Annotated in this window: 19 protein-coding genes; 14 read left to right on the forward strand and 5 right to left on the reverse strand. The window is 66.8% G+C overall.

Annotated elements, in window-relative coordinates:
- Positions 1 to 45 precede the first annotated feature (45 nt).
- The 3 genes from GD748_RS14915 to GD748_RS14925 all read left to right on the forward strand — a co-directional run bounded on the left by GD748_RS14915 (position 46) and on the right by GD748_RS14925 (position 4,595).
- Positions 46 to 2,130 carry a DEAD/DEAH box helicase gene (locus GD748_RS14915; protein ID WP_152196009.1) on the forward strand — a complete coding sequence of 695 codons (2,085 nt, stop codon included), beginning with the start codon at positions 46 to 48 and terminating at the stop codon, positions 2,128 to 2,130.
- Positions 2,131 to 2,505: 375 nt separating this feature from the next.
- Complete coding sequence (locus tag GD748_RS14920) at positions 2,506 to 3,570, forward strand: DUF262 domain-containing protein (protein WP_152196010.1); 1,065 nt, start codon at positions 2,506 to 2,508, stop codon at positions 3,568 to 3,570.
- 128 nt (positions 3,571 to 3,698) lie between these two features.
- Positions 3,699 to 4,595 carry a GTP pyrophosphokinase gene (locus tag GD748_RS14925; protein WP_193312967.1) on the forward strand — a complete coding sequence of 299 codons (897 nt, stop codon included), beginning with the start codon at positions 3,699 to 3,701 and terminating at the stop codon, positions 4,593 to 4,595.
- A 591-nt stretch (positions 4,596 to 5,186) separates the two neighbouring features.
- Here the strand turns inward: GD748_RS14925 and GD748_RS14930 are convergent.
- Positions 5,187 to 5,924, reverse strand: a complete 738-nt coding sequence (locus tag GD748_RS14930; protein ID WP_226921458.1) for an EcsC family protein — start codon at positions 5,922 to 5,924, stop codon at positions 5,187 to 5,189.
- 509 nt (positions 5,925 to 6,433) lie between these two features.
- Between GD748_RS14930 and GD748_RS14935 the strand changes: the two genes are divergently transcribed.
- The 5 genes from GD748_RS14935 (at position 6,434) to GD748_RS14950 (ending at position 11,089) form a co-directional block, all read left to right on the forward strand.
- Entirely contained in the window at positions 6,434 to 7,018 is a 585-nt protein-coding gene (locus tag GD748_RS14935; protein WP_152196012.1) for a hypothetical protein, read from the forward strand.
- Between the two features lie 41 nt (positions 7,019 to 7,059).
- Entirely contained in the window at positions 7,060 to 7,605 is a 546-nt protein-coding gene (locus GD748_RS20275) for a GIY-YIG nuclease family protein (RefSeq protein ID WP_405002690.1), read from the forward strand.
- Between the two features lie 353 nt (positions 7,606 to 7,958).
- On the forward strand, positions 7,959 to 9,173 hold the full coding sequence (locus GD748_RS14940; protein WP_193312968.1) for an ABC transporter substrate-binding protein: 1,215 nt from the start codon (positions 7,959 to 7,961) through the stop codon (positions 9,171 to 9,173).
- A gap of 165 nt (positions 9,174 to 9,338) precedes the next feature.
- Positions 9,339 to 10,172, forward strand: a complete 834-nt coding sequence (locus GD748_RS14945) for a carbohydrate ABC transporter permease (RefSeq protein WP_452176694.1) — start codon at positions 9,339 to 9,341, stop codon at positions 10,170 to 10,172.
- Complete coding sequence (locus GD748_RS14950; RefSeq protein WP_152196015.1) at positions 10,172 to 11,089, forward strand: carbohydrate ABC transporter permease; 918 nt, start codon at positions 10,172 to 10,174, stop codon at positions 11,087 to 11,089. The genes GD748_RS14945 and GD748_RS14950 overlap by 1 nt, the downstream gene beginning before the upstream one ends.
- Before the next feature lie 33 nt (positions 11,090 to 11,122).
- On the opposite strand, the gene GD748_RS14955 is transcribed toward GD748_RS14950, so the two are convergent.
- Positions 11,123 to 12,214 carry a hypothetical protein gene (locus tag GD748_RS14955; RefSeq protein ID WP_152196016.1) on the reverse strand — a complete coding sequence of 364 codons (1,092 nt, stop codon included), beginning with the start codon at positions 12,212 to 12,214 and terminating at the stop codon, positions 11,123 to 11,125.
- A gap of 312 nt (positions 12,215 to 12,526) precedes the next feature.
- Complete coding sequence (locus GD748_RS14960; protein ID WP_152196017.1) at positions 12,527 to 13,213, reverse strand: DUF4386 family protein; 687 nt, start codon at positions 13,211 to 13,213, stop codon at positions 12,527 to 12,529.
- 205 nt (positions 13,214 to 13,418) lie between these two features.
- Here GD748_RS14960 and GD748_RS14965 point away from each other — a divergent pair, with 205 nt between their 5' ends.
- Positions 13,419 to 14,564, forward strand: coding sequence for a sensor histidine kinase (locus GD748_RS14965; protein WP_152196018.1), 1,146 nt, complete (start codon positions 13,419 to 13,421; stop codon positions 14,562 to 14,564).
- Positions 14,561 to 15,250 carry a response regulator gene (locus GD748_RS14970; RefSeq protein WP_226921410.1) on the forward strand — a complete coding sequence of 230 codons (690 nt, stop codon included), beginning with the start codon at positions 14,561 to 14,563 and terminating at the stop codon, positions 15,248 to 15,250. The genes GD748_RS14965 and GD748_RS14970 overlap by 4 nt, the downstream gene beginning before the upstream one ends.
- Before the next feature lie 113 nt (positions 15,251 to 15,363).
- Here the strand turns inward: GD748_RS14970 and GD748_RS14975 are convergent, their stop codons facing one another.
- Together GD748_RS14975 and GD748_RS14980 are read right to left on the reverse strand one after the other, a co-directional pair.
- On the reverse strand, positions 15,364 to 15,804 hold the full coding sequence (locus GD748_RS14975; protein ID WP_152196019.1) for a hypothetical protein: 441 nt from the start codon (positions 15,802 to 15,804) through the stop codon (positions 15,364 to 15,366).
- 49 nt (positions 15,805 to 15,853) lie between these two features.
- The gene (locus tag GD748_RS14980; RefSeq protein ID WP_226921412.1) at positions 15,854 to 17,356 is read right to left on the reverse strand and encodes a M1 family metallopeptidase; all 1,503 of its coding nucleotides are present in this window, start codon (positions 17,354 to 17,356) and stop codon (positions 15,854 to 15,856) included.
- Between the two features lie 177 nt (positions 17,357 to 17,533).
- Here GD748_RS14980 and GD748_RS14985 point away from each other — a divergent pair, with 177 nt between their 5' ends.
- From GD748_RS14985 to GD748_RS15000, 4 genes are all read left to right on the forward strand, one after another.
- On the forward strand, positions 17,534 to 17,953 hold the full coding sequence (locus tag GD748_RS14985; protein ID WP_152196021.1) for a helix-turn-helix domain-containing protein: 420 nt from the start codon (positions 17,534 to 17,536) through the stop codon (positions 17,951 to 17,953).
- Between the two features lie 59 nt (positions 17,954 to 18,012).
- Entirely contained in the window at positions 18,013 to 18,453 is a 441-nt protein-coding gene (locus GD748_RS14990; protein ID WP_152196022.1) for a VOC family protein, read from the forward strand.
- 107 nt (positions 18,454 to 18,560) lie between these two features.
- A complete protein-coding gene (locus GD748_RS14995; RefSeq protein WP_152196023.1) occupies positions 18,561 to 18,854 on the forward strand; it encodes a DUF4287 domain-containing protein in 294 nt (97 codons plus the stop codon).
- Positions 18,855 to 18,906: 52 nt separating this feature from the next.
- Positions 18,907 to 19,452: a DUF1697 domain-containing protein gene (locus tag GD748_RS15000; protein WP_152196024.1), complete on the forward strand. Its 546-nt coding sequence runs from the start codon at positions 18,907 to 18,909 to the stop codon at positions 19,450 to 19,452.
- Positions 19,453 to 19,557 lie beyond the last annotated feature (105 nt).

Consider the following 19,557-nt stretch of genomic DNA (forward strand, 5'->3'; position numbering starts at 1 on the left):
TGGGAGAAGACCCGTGCTTGAAGCGATGCGCGCGTCCGGGCCAGCATGACGTCACTGACTGGACTGAGCGCCGCCGTCGAGTATCACGTGGTCAACTCCCTCGGCTGGGCGTCTTTGCGTCCACTCCAGCATGCGGCTGTCGGGCCAGTTCGCTCGGGAGACGACTGTCTGCTCCTCGCGCCTACGGCGGGTGGCAAGACCGAGGCCGCGATGTTTCCCCTGCTCTCCCGCATGGCCGACGAGAGCTGGCACGGGGTTTCCGTGGTGTACGTGACGCCCTTGAAGGCGCTGCTCAACAATCTCCACCCTCGCCTTGAGCAGTACGCCGCGTGGGTCGGGCGGTCGGCCGGGCTCTGGCACGGCGACGTAGGAAACACCGCGCGCCGGCACATCATGAACGAGCGGCCTGACATCCTTCTCACCACACCCGAATCGCTCGAGGCGATGCTCGTGTCCACGCGGGTGGATCATCGCGCGATGTTCGCGGACGTCAAGGCCGTCGTCATCGATGAGCTCCACGCCTTCGCCGGCGCGGATCGGGGGTGGCACCTCCTCGCCGTACTCGAACGCATCCAACGGCTATCTGCCCACCCGGTACAGCGACTGGGACTATCCGCCACTGTCGGCAATCCCGAGGAGATGCTCACGTGGATGCAGGGCAGCCTCCAAGGGCAGGGGCGAACTGGGCGGGTGGTCACCGCTGAGGACGGCGACGGGCCTGCGGTAGGCGGGCGCTCGGCCAAAGCAGCGGATGTGGAGGTGACGCTCGACTACGTCGGCTCTGTGCCGAACGCCGCCGAGGTGCTCTCACGCCTGTACCGCGGGGAGAAGCGGCTCGTGTTCTGCGAGTCACGCCGAAGGGCGGAAGAGCTCGCCTTCGAGCTCCGAAGGCGCAACGTCACCACGTTCGTCTCGCACTCGTCGCTGTCCGCAGACGAGCGACGGGTCAGTGAACGAGCATTCGCAGAGGCGCGCGACTGCGTAATCGTCGCCACGTCCACGCTCGAGCTCGGCGTGGACATCGGAGACCTCGATCGGATGATCCAGATAGATGCACCGCGGTCGGTGGCCTCCTTCCTCCAGCGTCTCGGGCGTACGGGCCGGAGGAGCGGTGCCCGACGCAACGCCCTTTTCCTAGCCGTCGACAACGACGGTCTGCTCCGAGCGTCAGCGGTCCGCCTGCTCTGGGGGCGAGGCTTCGTGGAGCCTGTCGTCCCTCCGCCCTCGCCGCGGCACATCGCGGCGCAGCAGCTCCTGGCATTGGCGCTGCAGGAAGGACGCTTCGGGGCCTCGACGTGGCGCCGGTGGTGGGGTGACCTCGCCGTGATGGACGACGCGGACGTTGTCCTGACCTACCTTCGCGAGCGCGAGTTCCTCGTAGAGGACCAGGGCATGCTCTTCATTGGCCCGACGGCGGAGAAGGAGTTCGGACGCCGCCATTTCATGGACCTGCTGGCCTCGTTCACTGCCGATCTTGAGCTCAAGGTCGTCGCCGGACGGAGGCAGATCGGCAGCGTGTCACCGTTGGCGCTAAGTCAACGATCGACCGCAGGAGCCGAGAAGCGGCTGCTCCTCGCAGGTTGGGCGTGGCGGGTGGAGTCCGTCGACTGGCAACGACGTGAGGTGGTGGTGAGTGAGCAGCCCGAGAAGGGCAAGGTGCAATGGCCGAGCGAGGCGGTCGCCGAGTCCTTCGAACTGGTCCAAGCGCAGAGGGAGGTGCTGCTCGGCTCCGACCCGACCGTCGGACTGTCGCGACGCGCGGCCGACCGGCTTGTCCGCCTAAGGGCGGAGATGGCCGCAACGGTGGACAGCTCTGGTCTTGTGCTGGCCGACACACCACGCGGCCGACAACTCTGGAGTTGGGCGGGCCTGCGCGCGAATGAAACTCTCGCCGCGGCGCTCGGCGGAGCCGACGTGCTCGGCACGGACAATCGACGTCTTGAGTTGGCTTCCCACGTCACGATTGACGACATCCGCACTGCGCAGATCGCGCACGCGGAGCCAGCCGTGAGCTCGGACGCGGTAGACGGCCTCAAGTTCTCCGCTGCCCTGCCGCTAGAACTCGCCCGATCCACGCTCGGCGAGCGATTCGCTGAACGGCGCGGGGCTGAGGAAATCCTCCGGTCGTAGATCGTGCCCCGGCCGCTGGGGTGACTACTCGGATGGTGACGCGGTTGTATGTCCAAGAAGCCAGGGCTGTGATGTCGTATCGCCCCCGCAATGAAGAAGCTCCTTGCTTATGGCGGATGACCGTGACGTCGCCGGTGCAGACGCCGTGCTCGACCGGATCTGCGCCCCAAGTGACGTGGACTAACGTCGGTTGTTGATATGTCACGACCAGGAGGTAGAGATCGCAGGAACCGTGCGCCATGACATTCTCGGGCCGCAACTTTGGGTTACACCATCGTGATCGCATCCCGGAGTGGGTAATCACGATACTGTCGGGACAGCGCAATAGCGAGCGACGGCTGCCTGGGATGGCGTCGCCTGAAGGAGTGGATACGGATGAGTCGCAATCCTCTGAGGTCGCCTGGTGATCGGGATATTTCGGCCCTTTACGATATGTACAAGCAGGGAACGCTCAGACTGGCTCCGGAGTTCCAGCGGGAAGGTGTGTGGCCTCAGCCTGCTAAGGCCTACTTAATAGACACTGTCCTGAGCGATCGGCCCATTCCGCTATTATTCTTTAGTAAGGTAATCAGTTCTCACACGAATAGGGCGACGTACGATGTCGTCGACGGTCAGCAGCGCTTGCGCGCCATCTTCGATTACATGGAAGACAAGTTTCCTCTCTCGAGATCCTCGGATACGGACTCGCGGTGGCGCGGCCGGCGCTATTCTAAACTCGACGACCAACAACGTATGCAATTCCTTAACTACGACATGGCGATATCGGAGCTGAAGAACTATAATCAGGCGGAGATCAAGGACGTATTTCTTCGTATGAATAAGTATGTTGTACGGCTCAATTCTGCGGAGATGCGTAGAGCGAAAGAGAGTGGTGTCTTCAAAGACTTCTGCGCCAGCGTGGGGCGGCAGGAGTGGTGGACAGATCTCCGTATTATCACAAAGCAACAACGAGCTCGGTTGCGAAGTGAAGAACTTGCTGCCGAGTTTGCTATCCTCCTGATGGAGGGGCCGCAAGATAAGAAGGAATCGGTGGACATTTACTATGTTAAGTACGCCGATGATTTTCCCGATGGAGACGAGGTTAAGAATCGACTCGACCGCTACGTGGAATGGGCGAGCGCGCACATCCCAGACTTCTCAACGTCGCGGTGGCGCAAGCCCGTTGACCTGTATGCCTTGCTGGGTGCCCTCGATGTTGTGACGGAGGCAGGTGAACTCCTAGAGACGCTTGACGGTCATGCCGCTGGCGAAAGCGCGACGAAGCTTGAGAGGGACCTAGCGAAAGCTGCTGCGGCGCAGCGCACGGATCCGGAGATCAAGCTGGAACCCCGGCTAGCTCGGTATCTAACGGCGGCTTCATCGCAGACGGATAACATTCAGCCGCGTAAGACTCGGACGGAAATACTGGTCCGTATGCTCTCGGACGCGGCGTTGGCGTGAGTATGCTTCCCCCAGACTTCATATCAGACTACGAGGCCGGAATAGAGTCGCATGAGCAAATAGCGAGTTCTCTGGAGAAGTTCGTTCGCGATCTACTCTCTGATCGCGACTACCATATCCACCTCGTTGTGGCTCGCAACAAGTCCGCCGTGTCGCTGAAAGAGAAGATCACTCGAAAGGGCTACACGAATCCGGCACGGCAAGTGACTGACCTGTACGGCGTGCGTGTAATCACTTATTATTCAGAACAGGTTGACCTGATCGCGGACCGGCTCTCCTCGAACCTGGTGGTCGACGAGCTGAACTGCGTGGACAAGCGAGCGCAACTAATATCCGACGAGCAGTTTGGATACAAGTCCGTTCACCTCGTTGTGAATGCACCGCCAAGTTTACCACGGCAATGGGCCCAGGTCCGAAATGTAAGATTCGAGATCCAGATCCGCAGTGTGCTCGACCAGGCGTGGGCGGAAATAGAACATGAGGTGGTTTATAAGTCGGGGATTCAGTACCCTCCTGAAATCCGTCGCCGTTTCGCGGCGATTGCGGCCAACTTCGAGATCTTGGAACGTGAGTTCATCTCGCTCAGGGAAAAGCGATGGATGATGGTGGATGACTACCTGGAAGAATATCGGCATGCTGAACGTCTCGACGAGGCATTCGATGCGGCCCGGCTAGTGGCGGCGCTGGAATGGTTGTGTCCGGCAGGGAAGGGCTGGCGCCAATGGTCTCGTGATAACGAGACTCCAGAGGTGACGTCTAAACAAGCCGTCACTCTACTTCGAGAGGCTGCTATCACCAATGCTCTAGAACTTTCTAGTGCGGTTTACGATAAAGAGTTCCGCACGGCTTCCGAATCGCTGGCATCGTTGCAAGGAGGCTCAGTGAATGAGATGTCCCACGTTACCGTCGTCGGCGCGCTGGCCGCGGCGAAGGACTTCGACATCTTGAGGCGCCAACTTCCAGGTTTGGCGGAGTCGGCCGAGTTTGTTGAGGTGTTCACTAAACAGCAGCGTGATCGGAGCTGATTCGAAAAGCGGGACGATGTACGTGAGCTACGGAAGTTCGACGACGCACTCTACTTCGAAGCCTTCAAGCTTCGGATCGCTAGTGTGGCGACTGCCGCCTTTGGGCGACTTCTCGTGCGCGTGGAGTCTGCCAATTGCAGAGCCCGGCTTCGCCCGTACGTGCCCGTCATAGTTGCATATATCAGCGAAAGTTCGCCAGGAGTGCACTCACGTTGCGCAGAGCGACGGCAAATGACTCATACTCGGAATTAGGTCACAGCTGGCCAGCGGGAACGGTCGCCCCTGGTTCGACGCGGGCACGGACTTGATAGCGACATCGAGACCCTTCGGATGGGCGTGACGTACCGACGCACGCACTCTGACCGCCAAGCAGATGAAGCTTTTAGATCAAATCGAACTCCTCGCGCAGGGGCTCTGGCAGATCGAGGGAGTACTTGTCAGCTAGGAAGCGTGTCTGGCAGTACCGCTGAGCGTCCAGGGCGACAGCTGCGAGCAGATGGGAGTTCATTCCCGCACCGACGATCACACCTACCCAGGGCAGCGCTTTGCCTACGTGCTGGACCGGTACGTGTCCGCCCTGGTACCAGCGGCTCATGAACTTCTCCAGAGCTGCAGTGAGTTTGTGGCTCTCCCTGAGGTTGTTGCTCCAGCGGACCCTGCCTCTGACCGCCTGTGCAGCCGAGGCTGTGTCCTCAGCGCCTTGGCCTTTGCGCCCTGCGCGATGAAGGACCGGGCAACGAGTTTCTGAATGAATTCCTCTTCGTGGGGATCCGCAGCGTCAATCCCGTAGCAGTGCGCGACACGTGTGGCGATCGCTGTGCTCATGACGTGGACAACTGCAACGTCGGCAGTGATGGCGACTGCGCCGCCTGCCACTGGGATGAATGACAAAAGACCCACCGTTGCGCCTTCGGCAGCCCCGACTGTTCGCCACTTCAGTGCGTTTCGGGAGAGCAGGTGGTCACAGACTTTCAGGTCAAGGTCTCGAAGGTCGGCGATCCCATCGATTTGCTGACCGTCTGCTCGAGCGCGCTTGACTACCGTCTCCTTGTTTGTGAGTTGCTGGCACCACTCGGTCGTCAGGTCTAGGAGATGGGTTACGGCATCGATGGCGGGGATGAGCGCTGTATCTGCGACCTTGCTCGTCAGATCCCGAACCTGGGCCGGCGTCGCGCCAACGGCCTTCTCTCCAGCTTTGGTGACGACACCGCCGACCGTTCGCCCGGCGTCTTTCAGCCAGTCAGGAGCCGTTGGCAGCGAGCGGCGGTGGGCTCGCTTGTGCCAATAGGCATCGAGCTGCTCCCACGCCCTTTGCTCGTAGTCACTCATGATGGCCACGAAGAGCCTCCTAAGGGATCGTGATTACCGGTCCGATTCGATCATGCCGGGGCGACATCGCTTGTACAGGGTGTTTGGGTGCCGTGTCCTCGCTCGTTCCGGCCCGTCCGATTCCCGCGGGTGGTAGCGACCTCGGATGTCCGAGCTCGTCTGTAGCGTGCAGAGGAAGGGCGGCCAGGCCGTCACCCTAAGTCTCATAGAGGGAAGTGCCTTGCTGCTGTTGAACGATCGTCTTGTTCTGACTCCCACCGACATCACGAGCGGCGCCAGCTGCGAGTTCGCCTTTCTGCGAACCCTCGACGTCAAGCTCGGCCGGGCGACACCAGACAGTCCGGAGCAGTCAGCAGTAGTTGCCAGAGCCCGGTACATGGGACAGCCCCGATCTCGTTGAAAGAGCTCACGCAGGACGCGACGTTCGCTCGAGATGGCTCAGGAGTCACTAAGTGTTGGCGGCCGCCGATACCTTGGTCTATTAGTGAGGTAGCCACGCAGGAGGATTGATGGCCCAAGCAGGCAGCACCGACTCTGGGCTCGCCGTCGAGTCGGTGATCCGACACGTCTCCAGCCTGCTCAAAGGGCGCAACACCATCGACGCCGAGCTCGCGGAGATCATCGGCAGGCCACCACTCACCGGGCACCTCGGTGAGTGGCTGGCCGGTCAGCTCTTCAAAATCGAGCTACACCGGTCGGCCACGAACAGAGGATGGGACGGGGTGTTCACCGGACCGGAAGACCTGGCTGGCAGAACCGTCAACGTCAAGTGGTACGTCAAGGACGAGGGACTCCTCGACATAGCGGCCAAGGACGGTCCCGACATTTATCTGGTCTTCACTGGCCCTCGCGGTCCGGCTACGAGCTCGCGGGGCGGTGTCCGGCCATTGACGCTCGAATCGGTGTATCTCTTCGATGCCGTCGAACTCGTGCATAACCAGCTCGCTCGAGGCGCGAAACTCGGAATTGCGTCAAGCGTTCCTCGCCCAACTTGGGAAGCTGCTCGGATCTATCCAGGCACGGCGTCCTCGATCCTGTCACTCACCGATAAGCAGCGCCGCCTGCTCGAACTCTTTCAGGGTGATCCACGGTGACCGACCCAACTGGCGCGTCGCCAAGTGCACCCGCAGCCGAGATGGTGGCTAGGCGGCTCATTTCAGCAGGTGCGACAGCCGCACGAGGGGTCGCTGATGTCGCGATCCCGGCGGATCCTGGACTCTATGCCTGGTGGTCGAGGCCAGGGGTCCTACCCGACCTCCTGCACGGATCCGATGGCCCGACGATTCATCCGGAAGGCAATCTGGAACTTCTCTATGTCGGCATTGCCAACAGATCGTTGCGGCGTCGTGTCAACGGTAACCACCTCGGCAGGCAGACAGGTAGCAGCACACTCAGACGAGCATTGGCTTCCTGGATCGGTGAGACGGAAGGCTGGGAGCGCGAGTGGCGCGCCGGACGCCAGCAACTGACTGTGCGGTCCGAAGTCGGCCTCACCGCTTGGATGATCGAGCACCTGTGGCTCACATGGGCCGAGCATTCGAGCCCGCGGGATGCTGAGACGGATGTCATCCGGCTCCTGCGTCCTCCGCTGAACCGAGCAAACAACAGTTCACACCCAAACTACGTAGAGCTCCGTCGCCGTCGCCAAGTGTGGCGGTCCGGTGGCACGACGATCGTCTGAGCTGAGAAACATCTGTCGCCGCACCCCACGGTCGGCCCCGAGCACGGACGCCCGAGAGCGTGACGCTCAGCGACCCCTTCACCTCGAGGTGGGCGGCGTGGGCTTCCTCCGTCTCATCGGCGCCCTTGGTACACACGCCCGAAGTGGCAATGTCTGTGCACGGTGACGGGGCGTGCCGTCTGCGCGATGCCAGCCCACCCTCTGGGCGTGCGACCGCCCGGCGCCGTCCCTAGGCTGATCGTGAGCGGAACGGGGCAGGGCGGCACCGTGGAGCAGCGCAGGTGCTGCGAGTGGTGAGGCTCCTTCCCACCACGCAGGGGGGCGCGATGCGACGGTCGGCGCGAGCCGCAACGGTGGCTGCGACTTTGCTCGCCGCGGCCGCCTGCTCGACCGCCGGCGGTGAGGGCGTCGTCGAGCTGGAGTTCTTCCAGTTCAAGGCCGAGGCGTTCGCGACCTTCAACGGGCTCGTGGAGGAGTTCAACGCCGCGCACCCCGACATCCGGGTCATGCAGAACCAGGTCCCCGACTCCGAGACGGCCATCCGCACCCGCCTGGTCCGCGAGGACCTGCCCGACGTCATGACCCTCAACGGCAACGCGACGTTCGGCGAGATCGCCTCGGCGGGCGTCCTCTACGACTTCTCCGACGAGGCCGTGCTCGGAGACGTCAGCCCGGCGATCCTCGAGATCCTCACCGACCTCGGCCGCTTCGAGGAGCAGGTCAACGGCATCCCGTTCGCGTCCAACGCCAACGCCTTCATCTACAACAAGGAGATCTTCGCCGAGCACGGACTCGAGCCGCCGCAGACGTGGAGCGACTTCCTCACGCTCGTCGAGGAGCTCGAAGCTGCCGGCGTGCAGCCCTACACCCTCACGCTGGTCGACGCGTGGACGACGATGCCCTACTTCAACCAGCTCGCCGCCAACCTCATGCCGGAGGACTTCTTCGACGAGCTCGCCGAGGACCAGACGTCGTTCCAGGAGGCCTTCCCGCCGGTGGCCGAGGCGATGCTCGCCATCACCGACCGCGCGAACCCCGACGCCGCCGGTCTCGGGTACGACGACGGCAACCGCGTCTTCGCCAACGGCGAGTCGGCGATCCTCATGCACGGCAGCTACGTCCTCCCGGCGGTGCTGGCGCTCAACCCGGACCTCGATCTCGGCTCCTTCGTGCTGCCGGCCACCGACGACCCGGACGAGACGCTGCTCGTCTCCGGCGTCGACGTCGTCGTCACCATGGGTGCCAATCCCCAGCACGAGGAGGAGGCGCTGGAGTTCATCCGCTTCCTCATGGAGCCGGAGAACATCCAGCGCTACGTCGACGAGCAGTCCGCCGTGCCGACTCTCGAAGGTCTCGAGCCGTCCGACCCCACCGTCGCGGAGATCTTCCCCTTCTTCGAGCAGGAGCGAGTCACCTCGTACGTCGATCACTCGATCCCGCCGGCCGTCAACCTGCAGCCGCTCACCCAGGCCTTCCTCCTCTCCGGCAACGCCGACCGGTGGCTCCGGGAGCTGGACGAGGAGTGGGACAAGGTCGCCGCACGCAGCAGCTTCGGGACCGAACCGTAACGGCAGCCCCAGCGGCAGCGACGCCGACGCCGACACAGCCGAGACGCCGAGACAGCAGAAGGGAGGGACATGATGGCCACGACGACGGAGGCCGGCACCGGCGCCCAGGTGCCCAGCGCAGGCCTGCGCGGCCGCCACAACCGCACGAACCCCACCTTCTACTGGATGGTGGTGCCGGCGGTAATCCTGTTCTTCGCCCTGCACACCTTCCCGCTGCTGCAGGGCGTCTTCTACAGCTTCACGAACTACGCCGGGTACGGCGAGTGGAGCTTCGTGGGCTTCAACAACTACCTCGCCCTGTTCCGCGACGACCGGGTCCTGGACGCCTACCTCTTCACGTTCCAGTTCGCCATCGTCGCCACGATCCTCACCAACGCCATCGCGCTGGCCGTCGCCGTCGGCCTCAACGCCAGGATCAAGTTCCGCAGCACCCTGCGCGGCGTCTTCTTCCTGCCCAACGTGCTGCCGATGCTCGTCGTCGGGTACGTCTTCAGCTACCTGTTCGCCAGCGTGCTGCCCGTGCTAGGGCAGAGTCTCGGCATCGAGGCCCTCTCGACGAACATCCTGGGCAGCGAGAGCCTCGCCTGGGTCGGCATCGTCGTCGTCGCGGTGTGGCAGGCGGCCGCGTTCAACATCATCCTGTACCTCGCCGGCCTGCAGACCATCCCCACGGAGGTGTACGAGGCGGCGTCGATCGACGGGGCGGGGCCGTGGCGGCGGTTCTGGACCATGACGTTCCCGCTCATCGCCCCGTTCTTCACCATCAACATGGTGCTGGCGCTGAAGAACTTCCTCATGGTCTTCGACCACATCGTCGCCCTGACCAACGGCGGCCCGGGCAACGCGACGACGTCGATCTCGCTGCTCATCTACCGCGGCGGCTTCCAGGGCGGGGAGTTCGCGTACCAGACGGCCAACGCCGTCGTGTACCTCATCGTGATCGTCGTCCTGTCCATGGTCCAGCTGCGGTTCCTGCAGCGTCGGGAGGTGGCGGCCTGATGTCCGAGCAGCAGGGGCTGTCCCAGGAGGGGAACGCGGCGACGGCGGCAGCCGCGCGTGCCGCCGGCCAGTCGCCGGAGCGCCGCTACCGCAAGGACAGGCACGGCGGGATCAACTGGGGACTCACCGTCGTCATGGTGCTGCTCACGCTGAGCGTGCTGCTGCCCCTGTACTACGTCGTCGTAACCGCGCTGAAGACGCCAGAGCAGCTCACCGGCACGGGACTGGCCCTCCCGGACCCGTTCGCGTGGGGCAACTTCGCCGAGGCCGCCCGGCTCACGAACTACCCGCGGGCGGCGTTCAACACCGCGCTCGTCACCGTCTTCGCCGTCGGGCTGACGCTCGTGACCAACTCGATGGTCGCGTACGCGATCTCCCGGAACATGGACAAGCCCTTCTTCAAGGCCCTGTACTACTACTTCGTCGCTGCGCTGTTCGTACCGTTCCCCATCATCATGCTGCCGCTGGTCAAGCAGACGTCGGCGCTCGGGCTGTCCAACCAGGTGGGGCTGATCCTGCTGTACGTCGTCTACGGGCTGGCGTTCAACATCTTCGTCTACGTCGGCTACCTCAAGTCCGTCCCGAGAGAGCTCGAGGAGGCGGCGCTGACCGACGGGGCGAGCGTGTGGACGACGTTCTGGCGCATCATCTTCCCGCTGCTCGGGCCGATGAACGCCACGGTCGGCATCCTCACCTGCATCTGGGCGTGGAACGACTTCCTCCTGCCGCTGGTCATCCTCGGCAACCCCGACAGCTACACCCTCCAGCTCGTCCAGTACGTGTTCCAGGGGCAGTTCAGCACCGACTACACCCTGGCCTTCGCGTCCTACCTCATGGCGATGGCACCGCTCGTAGTCGTGTACGTCTTCGCCCAGCGGTGGGTCATCTCCGGGGTGATGCGCGGGTCCAGCAAGTGACGCCGGAGCAGTGAGCTCCGGCAGTCACCCGGGTCAGTCGAGCGCGTCCTCGGCCCGCGTGACGGTTCCCTCGTCCGCCGCGATGACGACCTGGCGTGGCTCGGGACACTCCGGCGTCGGGACGGTCACCACGTCCACCCCGGCGTCACTCTCAGCCACCGCTATCACCGGGATGCCCTCGGTCGTGCGCGCCGTGCCCGCGCACGACTCGCCGAGTCGTGACTGCCACACGTCGTCGTCATCGGTCAGCACCAGTACTGCCGCAACAGGTGTGGGTGGCAGAGCGTCGGCCGAGTCGGGCTCGTCGGTCGGTGGGTTGGACGCCCATGCGAAGACCACGAACGAGAGCGCTGCCACCGCTGCTGCCAGGGGCACGACGACGGAGACCAGCTGGCTCTTGCGCTTCGTCCGGATGTGACTGTTGAGCTGCGACGTCGCCCAGACCCCGCGGTGGTAGTAGCCGTACTGCGCCTCCCAGGCCTCCTGCCGCTTCAGGGCGTCCGCGAGGGTGGTTTCGGCTCTCGCCTTGGCTGCTTCGGTCTCCGCGCGCGTGACGGCCAGGGCGGCCTCGTGCACCTGTGCCCGGGCGAGCTCGTACGCCGTGGCCGACGCGTTCCAGCGGTCGAGCAGACCTCCGAGGTCGGTCGCGCCCCGGTGGAGCGTGGGGTCGCTCGTGACGGTCCGGGTCAGGAGCGTCGACCGTCCCCCAGCCGTCTTCTCGTGGGCCTTCACCAGCCGCCCGACGTTGGTGTAGTCCGGCATCTGCACCCAGGTCAGGAGCCCGATGGCGAGGATGACGAGGGCGACGGCCACCGTCACGGAGATCGCGGCGGCGGCCAGGCGGCCCCGATCCTCTTCGAGGGCGAGGGCGCCGATGCTGCTCAGCTGGCTCCCCGCCACCATCACGCTCGCGACGCCGGCAAGGGCCGCGACCATCCAGGTGACCGTCTTGAGGAACTTCTCGTCCCGAGCCGCGTACGGGTTCGTCGTGCTCGCCGAGGTGTCGGCCGGCTTTCCGCCGGCTTCCGGTGCGGCACTGTCATCTGCCGCGGTGGTGTCAGCAGGAGCTCCACCGGTCCTGGTCAGGACCCACTGTGCTAGAGCTCGGGCGCCCGCGATGACCACGTGATCTGAACCTGGTCGAAGTGGGGTTGGGCGATGCTGCGGACCTCGTCCGTCGAGAGGTTGCCCGGTTCGAGCGATATACCGATCTCACTGATCCGGGGCGCGTCATCCGACTCGAGCCAGCGTCTCAGGTCGGCGCCGGAGACATCGCCTGTCACGTGGAACCAGATGGGTGGCCATGGTTCTCCGGCCGACATTCTCGAGATCGGCATGGCTCCTCCTCGCGAGGCCATCGTGTCTCCGTAGTATCGCCCCGCTCTGCTCGTCGTGTCAGCAGTTCGACGGCAGGTGCAACGGCCCCTCAGTCCCAACTCACTCCGAGGTCGCGGACGCGGATGCCCGCACACCCGCCGGGCGACGGGCGTCGTCGTCAGACCCGCGTGCCGTGAGGACGGCCATCGCGACGAACGCCACGAAGAACAGGGCACCGGAGAGGTAGCCGGCCCACACGCTCATCCCCGAGAGGCCGAACTCGACGACCACGAAGGCGATGAGCGCGATGCCCAGCCACCGCGGACCCCAGCCGGCCCGCAGGATCGCGGCGCCGAGGAGGATGAGACCGAGCACCGTGCCGAGCAAGCCCAGAGCCATCAGCGGCAGCCCGGCCCCGGCCTCGGCCGCGGCGAGGACCTCCGCGTGCGCGGCGGCGTCGTCGAGGTCGGCGGCCATCGCCAGCATGATGGCCTGCACCCCGCCGTACGCGGAGTGCCCGAACGCCCCGAGCACGGTGGTGACGGCGGCGAGGTAGGCCAGTTTCGGCGCCCGGTCGCGGAGCTGGGTGGCGACGCCGACGACCCCTACCGCGAGGAACAGCTGGGAGAAGGTGAAGAGCAGCGACGAGGCGGTCGCCGTGCCCGGGCTGGCGGCGATCGCTCGCAGCCCGTCTTCGTGAGTGCCGCTGAAGTCGGGCATGAGCAGGACTCCCACGACCGTCGTGACGGCGGTGAGGGCGAGCGCGACGACGATTGTCCAGCGCACGGTGGGGGACGAGATTCGCATGGTGGGGCTCCTCGGTGGTTGCGGTCCGGCGGCAGTGCCGGGCCAGGCCGACGCTAGGGACGGCGCAGGTCGTCGGGCATCGGCGCCGGGTCGTCGGCCGGTGCACCCGCGGTTGTCCGCGCGGGCCAGCCGGATCAACCCTGGATGATCGTGAGTCACCTCCGGAACGACGCCGGGTCGGCAGTGCTCGCCCTAGATTGAGGCCGTGGAGCGCTCAGCCCGTCGGGAACAGGTGCAGGACGTCGGCGTCGCCGTCCTCGTCGCCGTGCTGGGCCTCGTTGAGGTCTGGCTGCCGATGGAGTCGGTCATGGGCTCCGGGTCGCCGGTGGTCAGCACGATCGGGATCGTCGCCTTCGCGGCGCTGCTGTCCCAGCGTCGGATCCGCCCCCGCCTGGCACTCGGCGCGCTCGCGACCTGGCCGGTCCTCGGCGTGCTGACAGGCGGCTCGCTCCAGGTGCTCTTCCTCGGCCAGCTCATGCCGATGCTCGTCCTCGTCTACTCCCTCGCCCGCCACGCACCCGGCCGGCTGCGGTGGCTGAGCGCCGTTGCCGCGGCGGCGGTGATCGTCGTCGCCGACCTGTTCCTGCCGCTCCTGCGCGACCCGGGCGAGCTGGTCTTCCACTGGGGAGCGGTGACGCTGGCCTTCCTGTGCGGGCACGGGCTGCGCGTATCAGCGGACCGCGCCGCCGCGGCTGCCGTGCGGGCCCACCAGGCCGAGACTGAGGCGAAGGAGGCCGCCGCTGCCGCCGTCGCCGAGGAGCGGGCCCGGATCGCCCGCGAGCTCCACGACATCGTCGCCCACGCCGTCGGGGTCATCGTGGTCCAGGCCGGCGCCGCCGAGCAGCTGGTCGAGGACGACCCGGCGTTCGCCCGTCGGGCGCTCGGTACGATCCGGTCCACCGGCTCGAGCGCGCTGACGGAGATGCGCCGCATGGTCCACATGCTCCGCGAGCTCGAGCCGGCGCTCACTCCGCAGCCCGGCGTCGACGCCCTGCCCGAACTGCTCGGTGCCGTACGCGAGTCGGGGCTGGAGATCGACGTCGAGATGACGGGGGAGCGCACCCCGCTCGCCGCAGGGCTCGACCTCACCGCCTTCCGGATCGTCCAGGAGGCGCTGACGAACGTGCGCCGGCACTCCGCGGCCGAGAAGGCCCGCGTCGTCCTCCACTTCGGCGAGGAGCACCTGCGGATCCGCGTCTCCGACGACGGACCCGCGCGTCCCGCCGACGGTGAACCGGGGCACGGGCTCGTCGGGATGCGCGAGCGGGCCGCGATCTTCGGCGGGAGCCTCACCGTGACGTCGGCGCCCGGCTTCACCGTCGAGGCCGTGCTGCCGGTGGAGGGGGCGTGAGCGCGACGGCCAGCGGGGCGGGGGTTGCGACGTCGGTGCTCGTCGTCGACGACCAGGAGCTCGTCCGGATGGGGTTCCGGCTCATCCTCGAGCGCGCCGGGCTCGACGTCGTCGGCGAGGCGGCGGACGGCCGGGCGGCCGTCACCGCCGTGGGTGAGCTGCGCCCCGACGTCGTCCTCATGGACATCCGGATGCCGCACCTCGACGGCGTCGCCGCCACCCGGGAGATCCTCACCGGCGCGGGGCCGCGCCCCAAGATCCTCGTGCTGACGACGTTCGACCTCGACGAGTACGTCTGGACCGCCGTCCGGGCCGGGGCAGCGGGTTTCCTCCTCAAGGACGTCGCCCCCGACGACCTCGTGCACGCCGTGCGGGTCGTGGCCCGCGGGGAGTCGATGCTCGCGCCCTCCCTCATCACCCGGCTGCTCGCGCAGTTCGCCCGCCGGCCGCCGGCGGGGCAGCTTCCCGCGGAGCTCGGGGACCTGAGCGAGCGAGAGGTCGGCGTGGTGCGGCTGGTCGCCCAGGGGCTGTCCAACGCCGAGATCGGCGCGCGGCTGTTCCTCAGCGAGGCCACGGTGAAGACGTACGTGTCCCGTGTCCTGACCAAGCTCGACCTGCGCGACCGGGTCCAGATCGCCGTCGTCGCGTACGAGTCCGGCCTGGTCCAGGCGGGTGAGCCCCGGTGACGGCGGCTGAGTCGCAGGTGGTCAGCGTAGGAACGTGAGGTTCTCCCGCTCGGCGCGATCCCGGTTCCGGCGATGTCGCCGGATTCGAGTCCTCGCAGGTACCGGCTCGGACGTCAGTCTCCGTCGGGGACGACGGAAAGGTGGCGGCGTCCCAACGGATCACGTCGTGAGGGCGGCACGGTCCGCGACAGGTCGCCGAGCAGTGCGATGAGCGCCGCATGGGCGGCGGGGTCCGCGGGACCAACCTCCATGTCCACCAGAAACACGAGATAGTCACGGAACGTGGGCAGCAGGCGTGCTCGTTCCTGCTCGTCCAAGATGCCTGCACGCGGGACGACCTCCTCGAGCAGCTCCTCCAGCACCGCCGCCGGCCACACCGTGGGGTCGGGGCTGGCGAGCTCGTCGCTCTTGAGGTCTGCGAGGACCTCGATGAGCTCTGCGTCGTCCGGGGCGAGGCCCTTGGTGATGCGCCAGCCGGAGAAGTCCTGCATGAGGCTCTGGGTGTGCGGAACAGGGGTTAGTCGCCGGCGCCGACGTCGTGTGCGATCGTTCACCTCGACCTCCTCCCTCGGCTCTGCGTGCACCGTACGGCAAGGAGCTCGGTCACCACTCGACGGGCTTGGTGGGTGTGTGGAGCCAGACGGTGAAGAACTGCGTCAGGTCCTGCCCGGAGATCTCCTCGGCGAGCGCCTCGAAGTCGGCGGTCGAGGCGGTCCGGTCGTCGTAGCGCTCCACCCACTCGCGGGCGAGCGCACGGAACGCCTCGTCACCGATCTCGCCGCGCAGCGCGTGCAGGGTGGCCGCACCGCGGTCGTAGACGGCGCCGGCGAACAGGCCCAGCGGGCCGGGGTCGGCGACCACGGTGGTCCAGAACGGGTCGTCGGCGGGAATGGTCATGAGCTCGTCGAACTGCGCCTGCGCGCTAGGGCCACCGCGGTGCTCGGTCCACAGGTGGGTGCTGTAGGTGGCCCAGCCCTCGTTGAGCCAGATGTCCGACCAGCGGTAGGGACTCACCGCGTTGCCCACCCACGAGTGGGCGAGCTCGTGGGCGGCGGTGCCCTCGCGGGCGACGCGCGAGAAGATCGACCGGGTCTGCGTCTCCAGGGCGTAGCCGATGGAGTCGTCGTCGACGATCGAGCCGTAGGCGACGAACGGATAGTCGCCGTAGAGGCCCGTGAAGAAGTCCATCATCTCGTCGGTGAGGCCGAGCGTCGTCTCGGTCGTGGCGGCGTTCACCGGATCCAGGTCCGGATCCACGAAGTCGAGCACCGGCACGTCGTCGGGCCCCGCGGTGGAGGTGCGCATCTCGTAGTTCCCCACCGACGCCGTCGCGAGGTACGAGGCCATCTGGTCGGGGGCGTGCCAGGACCACGTGGTCCACCCGCGGCGGGTCTGCCGCCGCTCGAGCACGCCGTTGGACACCCCGACGTAGCCCTGCGGCACGGTGAGGTCGACGTCGAAGGTGGCCTTGTCCGTGGGATGGTCGTTCGCGGGGAACCAGGTGGCGGCGCCGTCGGGCTCGTTCGCCACCATGGCGCCGTCACGGGTCGTGACCCAGCCGTAGAGAGCGCCCTCGAGGTCGGTGGGGCGCCCCGTCGTCCCGCCGTAGGTGATCGTGACGGTGACGCGCTCGCCCTTCCGGAGCTTGGGGCGGGGGGTGATGACGAGCTCGTCCGGGCCGGGCTGCTGGTCGTTGAGGTCAGCGTGGGTGAAGCGTGCCCGCTTGCCGTCCACCCAGACAGCGCTCGGCTCGAGGCCGCGCAGGTCGAGGTTGAACTGGTCGAGGTTCGCGGTGGCGCGGAGGCGGATGGTGGCGGTGGCGTCGAGGTGCCCCTCGAGCGGTGCCGGCTCCGCGGTCGGCGGGGTGTAGCGCAGGTCGAGGTCGTAGTGCCGCACGTCGATGCCGCCGTTCCCGGCGAACGGCAGGTACGGGTCGCCGGCGCCCGGGGCGCCTGCGGAGAAGCGGGGGTGACCGCGGCGGCCGTGGTCGTCGGAGCCATGTGCACGGCCCGTGGCCCGTGCCTCACCGGGACTGCCGACCGCCGTCTCGCTCGCGACGGCGGGGACGGCGGTGAGCCCCGCCGTGGCGACGGCGACGGACGCCACGGCGACCGTCAACCTGCGCGCGTGGGAGCCACTCGGGCTCGCGGATGGAGACATGGCGTCCTCGCTCACCTCGGGGCGAACGCCCGGGCGGTTCGCCGGAGGCACCATCCTCCCGCCTGAGGGTCGGGCGGGGAAGGGGTGACGGCGGCTACGCTCGGCTCGCAGGGAGGAGTGCGCGTGAGCCGGGAGTCGGAGCAGACGAACCGCCGGCTGCTGCGCGCCCGCGACGCGATGGACCGCGCCTACACCGAGCCGCTGGACATCCCGGCGCTGGCGCGCATCGCGCTCGTCTCCGACGCCCACTTCATCCGTACCTTCAAGGACACGTTCGGCGAGACGCCGCATCGTTACCTCCAACGCCGGCGCGTCGAGCGCGCGATGAACCTGCTGCGCGAGACCGACCAGTCCGTGACCGACATCTGCATGACCGTCGGGTTCACCAGCCTCGGCACGTTCAGCCGGACGTTCCGCGACGTCGTCGGCCAGTCACCGAGCGAGTTTCGTGCCGCCGGGTCCGCCCCGGCGGTGCCGACCTGCTTCACGAAGAGGTGGAGCAGGCCGAGCAGTTTCGGAGAAGCACCGCGCCGGGTCGGCTGAATAGCGTCGTCCCATCGGCCGCCGCACCCCGCGGACGGCCCCGAGCACCGGAGTTCATCATGATCACCACGACGCGCATCACCCAGGTCTACGTCCTCGACCAGCAGGAGGCGCTCGACTTCTACGTCGGCACCCTCGGCCTGGAGGTCGGCGACGACCAGGACCTCGGCTTCATGCGGTGGCTCACCGTCAAGTCGCCCGACGGGCACCAGATCCTGCTGGAGCGTCCCGGTCCGCCGTCGATGGACGACAGCACCGCCGAGCAGGTCCGCGACCTCGTGACCAAGGGCGCCGCCGGCGGCCACCTCTTCTTCACCACCGACGACGCCCAGGGCCTGTACGAGCAGCTCGTCGAGCGCGGCGTCGACATCACCGACGAGCCGGAGCGCCGGCCCTACGGCCTCGACTTCGGCCTGCGCGACCCGTTCGGCAACCACATCCGCATCGCCGAGCTGTCCGACGTCCCGTCCGCGGCCATCAGCACGACGGCGGAACGATGAACGCCCCGACGACGCCGACCCGGGCAGCACGCGGCCTCGACCCGACGCCGCTCGCTCCTTCCCACCAACGCGCCGCCTGAGCGGTCGTCTCGAGAGAGGCTCCCACCATGTCGTTCCAGGCATACCTCGACACCATCGAGGACAGGACCGGGCTGACCCCGCGCCAGCTCCTCGAGATCGCCCGCACCAAGGGCCTCGACCAGCCGGGCGCCAAGGCCGGCGACGTCGTCACCTGGTTCAAGGACGACTACGACCTCGGCCGCGGCCACGCGATGGCGATGTGGCACGTCGTCAAGAACGGGCCGGGCATCGGCACCAAGCACGTCGGCACCGCCGGGACGCACTCCGACGAGTCCGACACCCTCTGGCTCGACGGCAAGGCCACGCGCCCCGCCCGGTAGACGTCGGGCGGGGGACGCACGACGGCAGAGTGGCGGCGGTACCTTCGCTCCCATGCACAGGTACGCGGCACTCCTGCGCGGGATCGCACCGAGCGGCCCCAACATGACCAACGACAAGCTCCGCGGGGTCTTCGAGGACCTCGGCTTCGAGCACGTCGGCTCGGTGCTGGCCAGCGGCAACATCGTCTTCACCAGCACCGCGACCGACGTGCCCGCGCTCGAACGGCGCATCCAGCGAGCCCTGTCGAGCGAGCTCGGCATCCCGGGCGGCACGATCATCCGGGAGCACGGCGAGCTGCGAACGCTGCTGGACAGCGACCCGTTCCCGGGGCTGACTCACGGCCGCGGCACCTACCTGACCGCGACCTTTCTCAAGGACGGCGCCACCGCCCCGGAGCAGCTGCCCGACCAGCCGGACAGCAGGACCCGGGTCGTCGGCTACGACCCCGCGGCCCGCGTCTTCCTCGCGGTCATCGACAACAGCGACCCCGGCAGGACCCCGGACTTCATGTCGTGGCTCGACAGGACCTACGGCAAGGACATCACCACCCGCACCTGGCTCACCGTCCAGCGCATCGTCAAGAAGCTCGAGAGCTGACGGCCCGACACCTGCCAGGATGAGGCCAGCTCCAGCCCGGCACGCAGGCCGCGGGAGGTCGGGTCGAGCCCGTGCCACCGGAGCACCGGGGCGTATACCGTCGCC

Source organism: Georgenia subflava, assembly GCF_009193155.1.
In the GTDB taxonomy this organism is placed as follows: domain Bacteria; phylum Actinomycetota; class Actinomycetes; order Actinomycetales; family Actinomycetaceae; genus Georgenia; species Georgenia subflava.

Bases quoted from the DNA above. Each gene is read 5' to 3' on its own strand.
- GD748_RS14935 (WP_152196012.1), top strand. From the start codon at position 6,434: ATGGCCCAAGCAGGCAGCACCGACTCTGGGCTCGCCGTCGAGTCGGTG.
- GD748_RS14915 (WP_152196009.1), top strand. From the start codon at position 46: ATGACGTCACTGACTGGACTGAGCGCCGCCGTCGAGTATCACGTGGTC.
- GD748_RS14920 (WP_152196010.1), top strand. From the start codon at position 2,506: ATGAGTCGCAATCCTCTGAGGTCGCCTGGTGATCGGGATATTTCGGCC.
- GD748_RS15000 (WP_152196024.1), top strand. From the start codon at position 18,907: ATGCACAGGTACGCGGCACTCCTGCGCGGGATCGCACCGAGCGGCCCC.
- GD748_RS14990 (WP_152196022.1), top strand. From the start codon at position 18,013: ATGATCACCACGACGCGCATCACCCAGGTCTACGTCCTCGACCAGCAG.
- GD748_RS14945 (WP_452176694.1), top strand. From the start codon at position 9,339: ATGGTGGTGCCGGCGGTAATCCTGTTCTTCGCCCTGCACACCTTCCCG.
- GD748_RS14960 (WP_152196017.1), bottom strand. From the start codon at position 13,213: ATGCGAATCTCGTCCCCCACCGTGCGCTGGACAATCGTCGTCGCGCTC.
- GD748_RS14950 (WP_152196015.1), top strand. From the start codon at position 10,172: ATGTCCGAGCAGCAGGGGCTGTCCCAGGAGGGGAACGCGGCGACGGCG.
- GD748_RS20275 (WP_405002690.1), top strand. From the start codon at position 7,060: ATGGTGGCTAGGCGGCTCATTTCAGCAGGTGCGACAGCCGCACGAGGG.
- GD748_RS14995 (WP_152196023.1), top strand. From the start codon at position 18,561: ATGTCGTTCCAGGCATACCTCGACACCATCGAGGACAGGACCGGGCTG.
- GD748_RS14930 (WP_226921458.1), bottom strand. From the start codon at position 5,924: ATGAGTGACTACGAGCAAAGGGCGTGGGAGCAGCTCGATGCCTATTGG.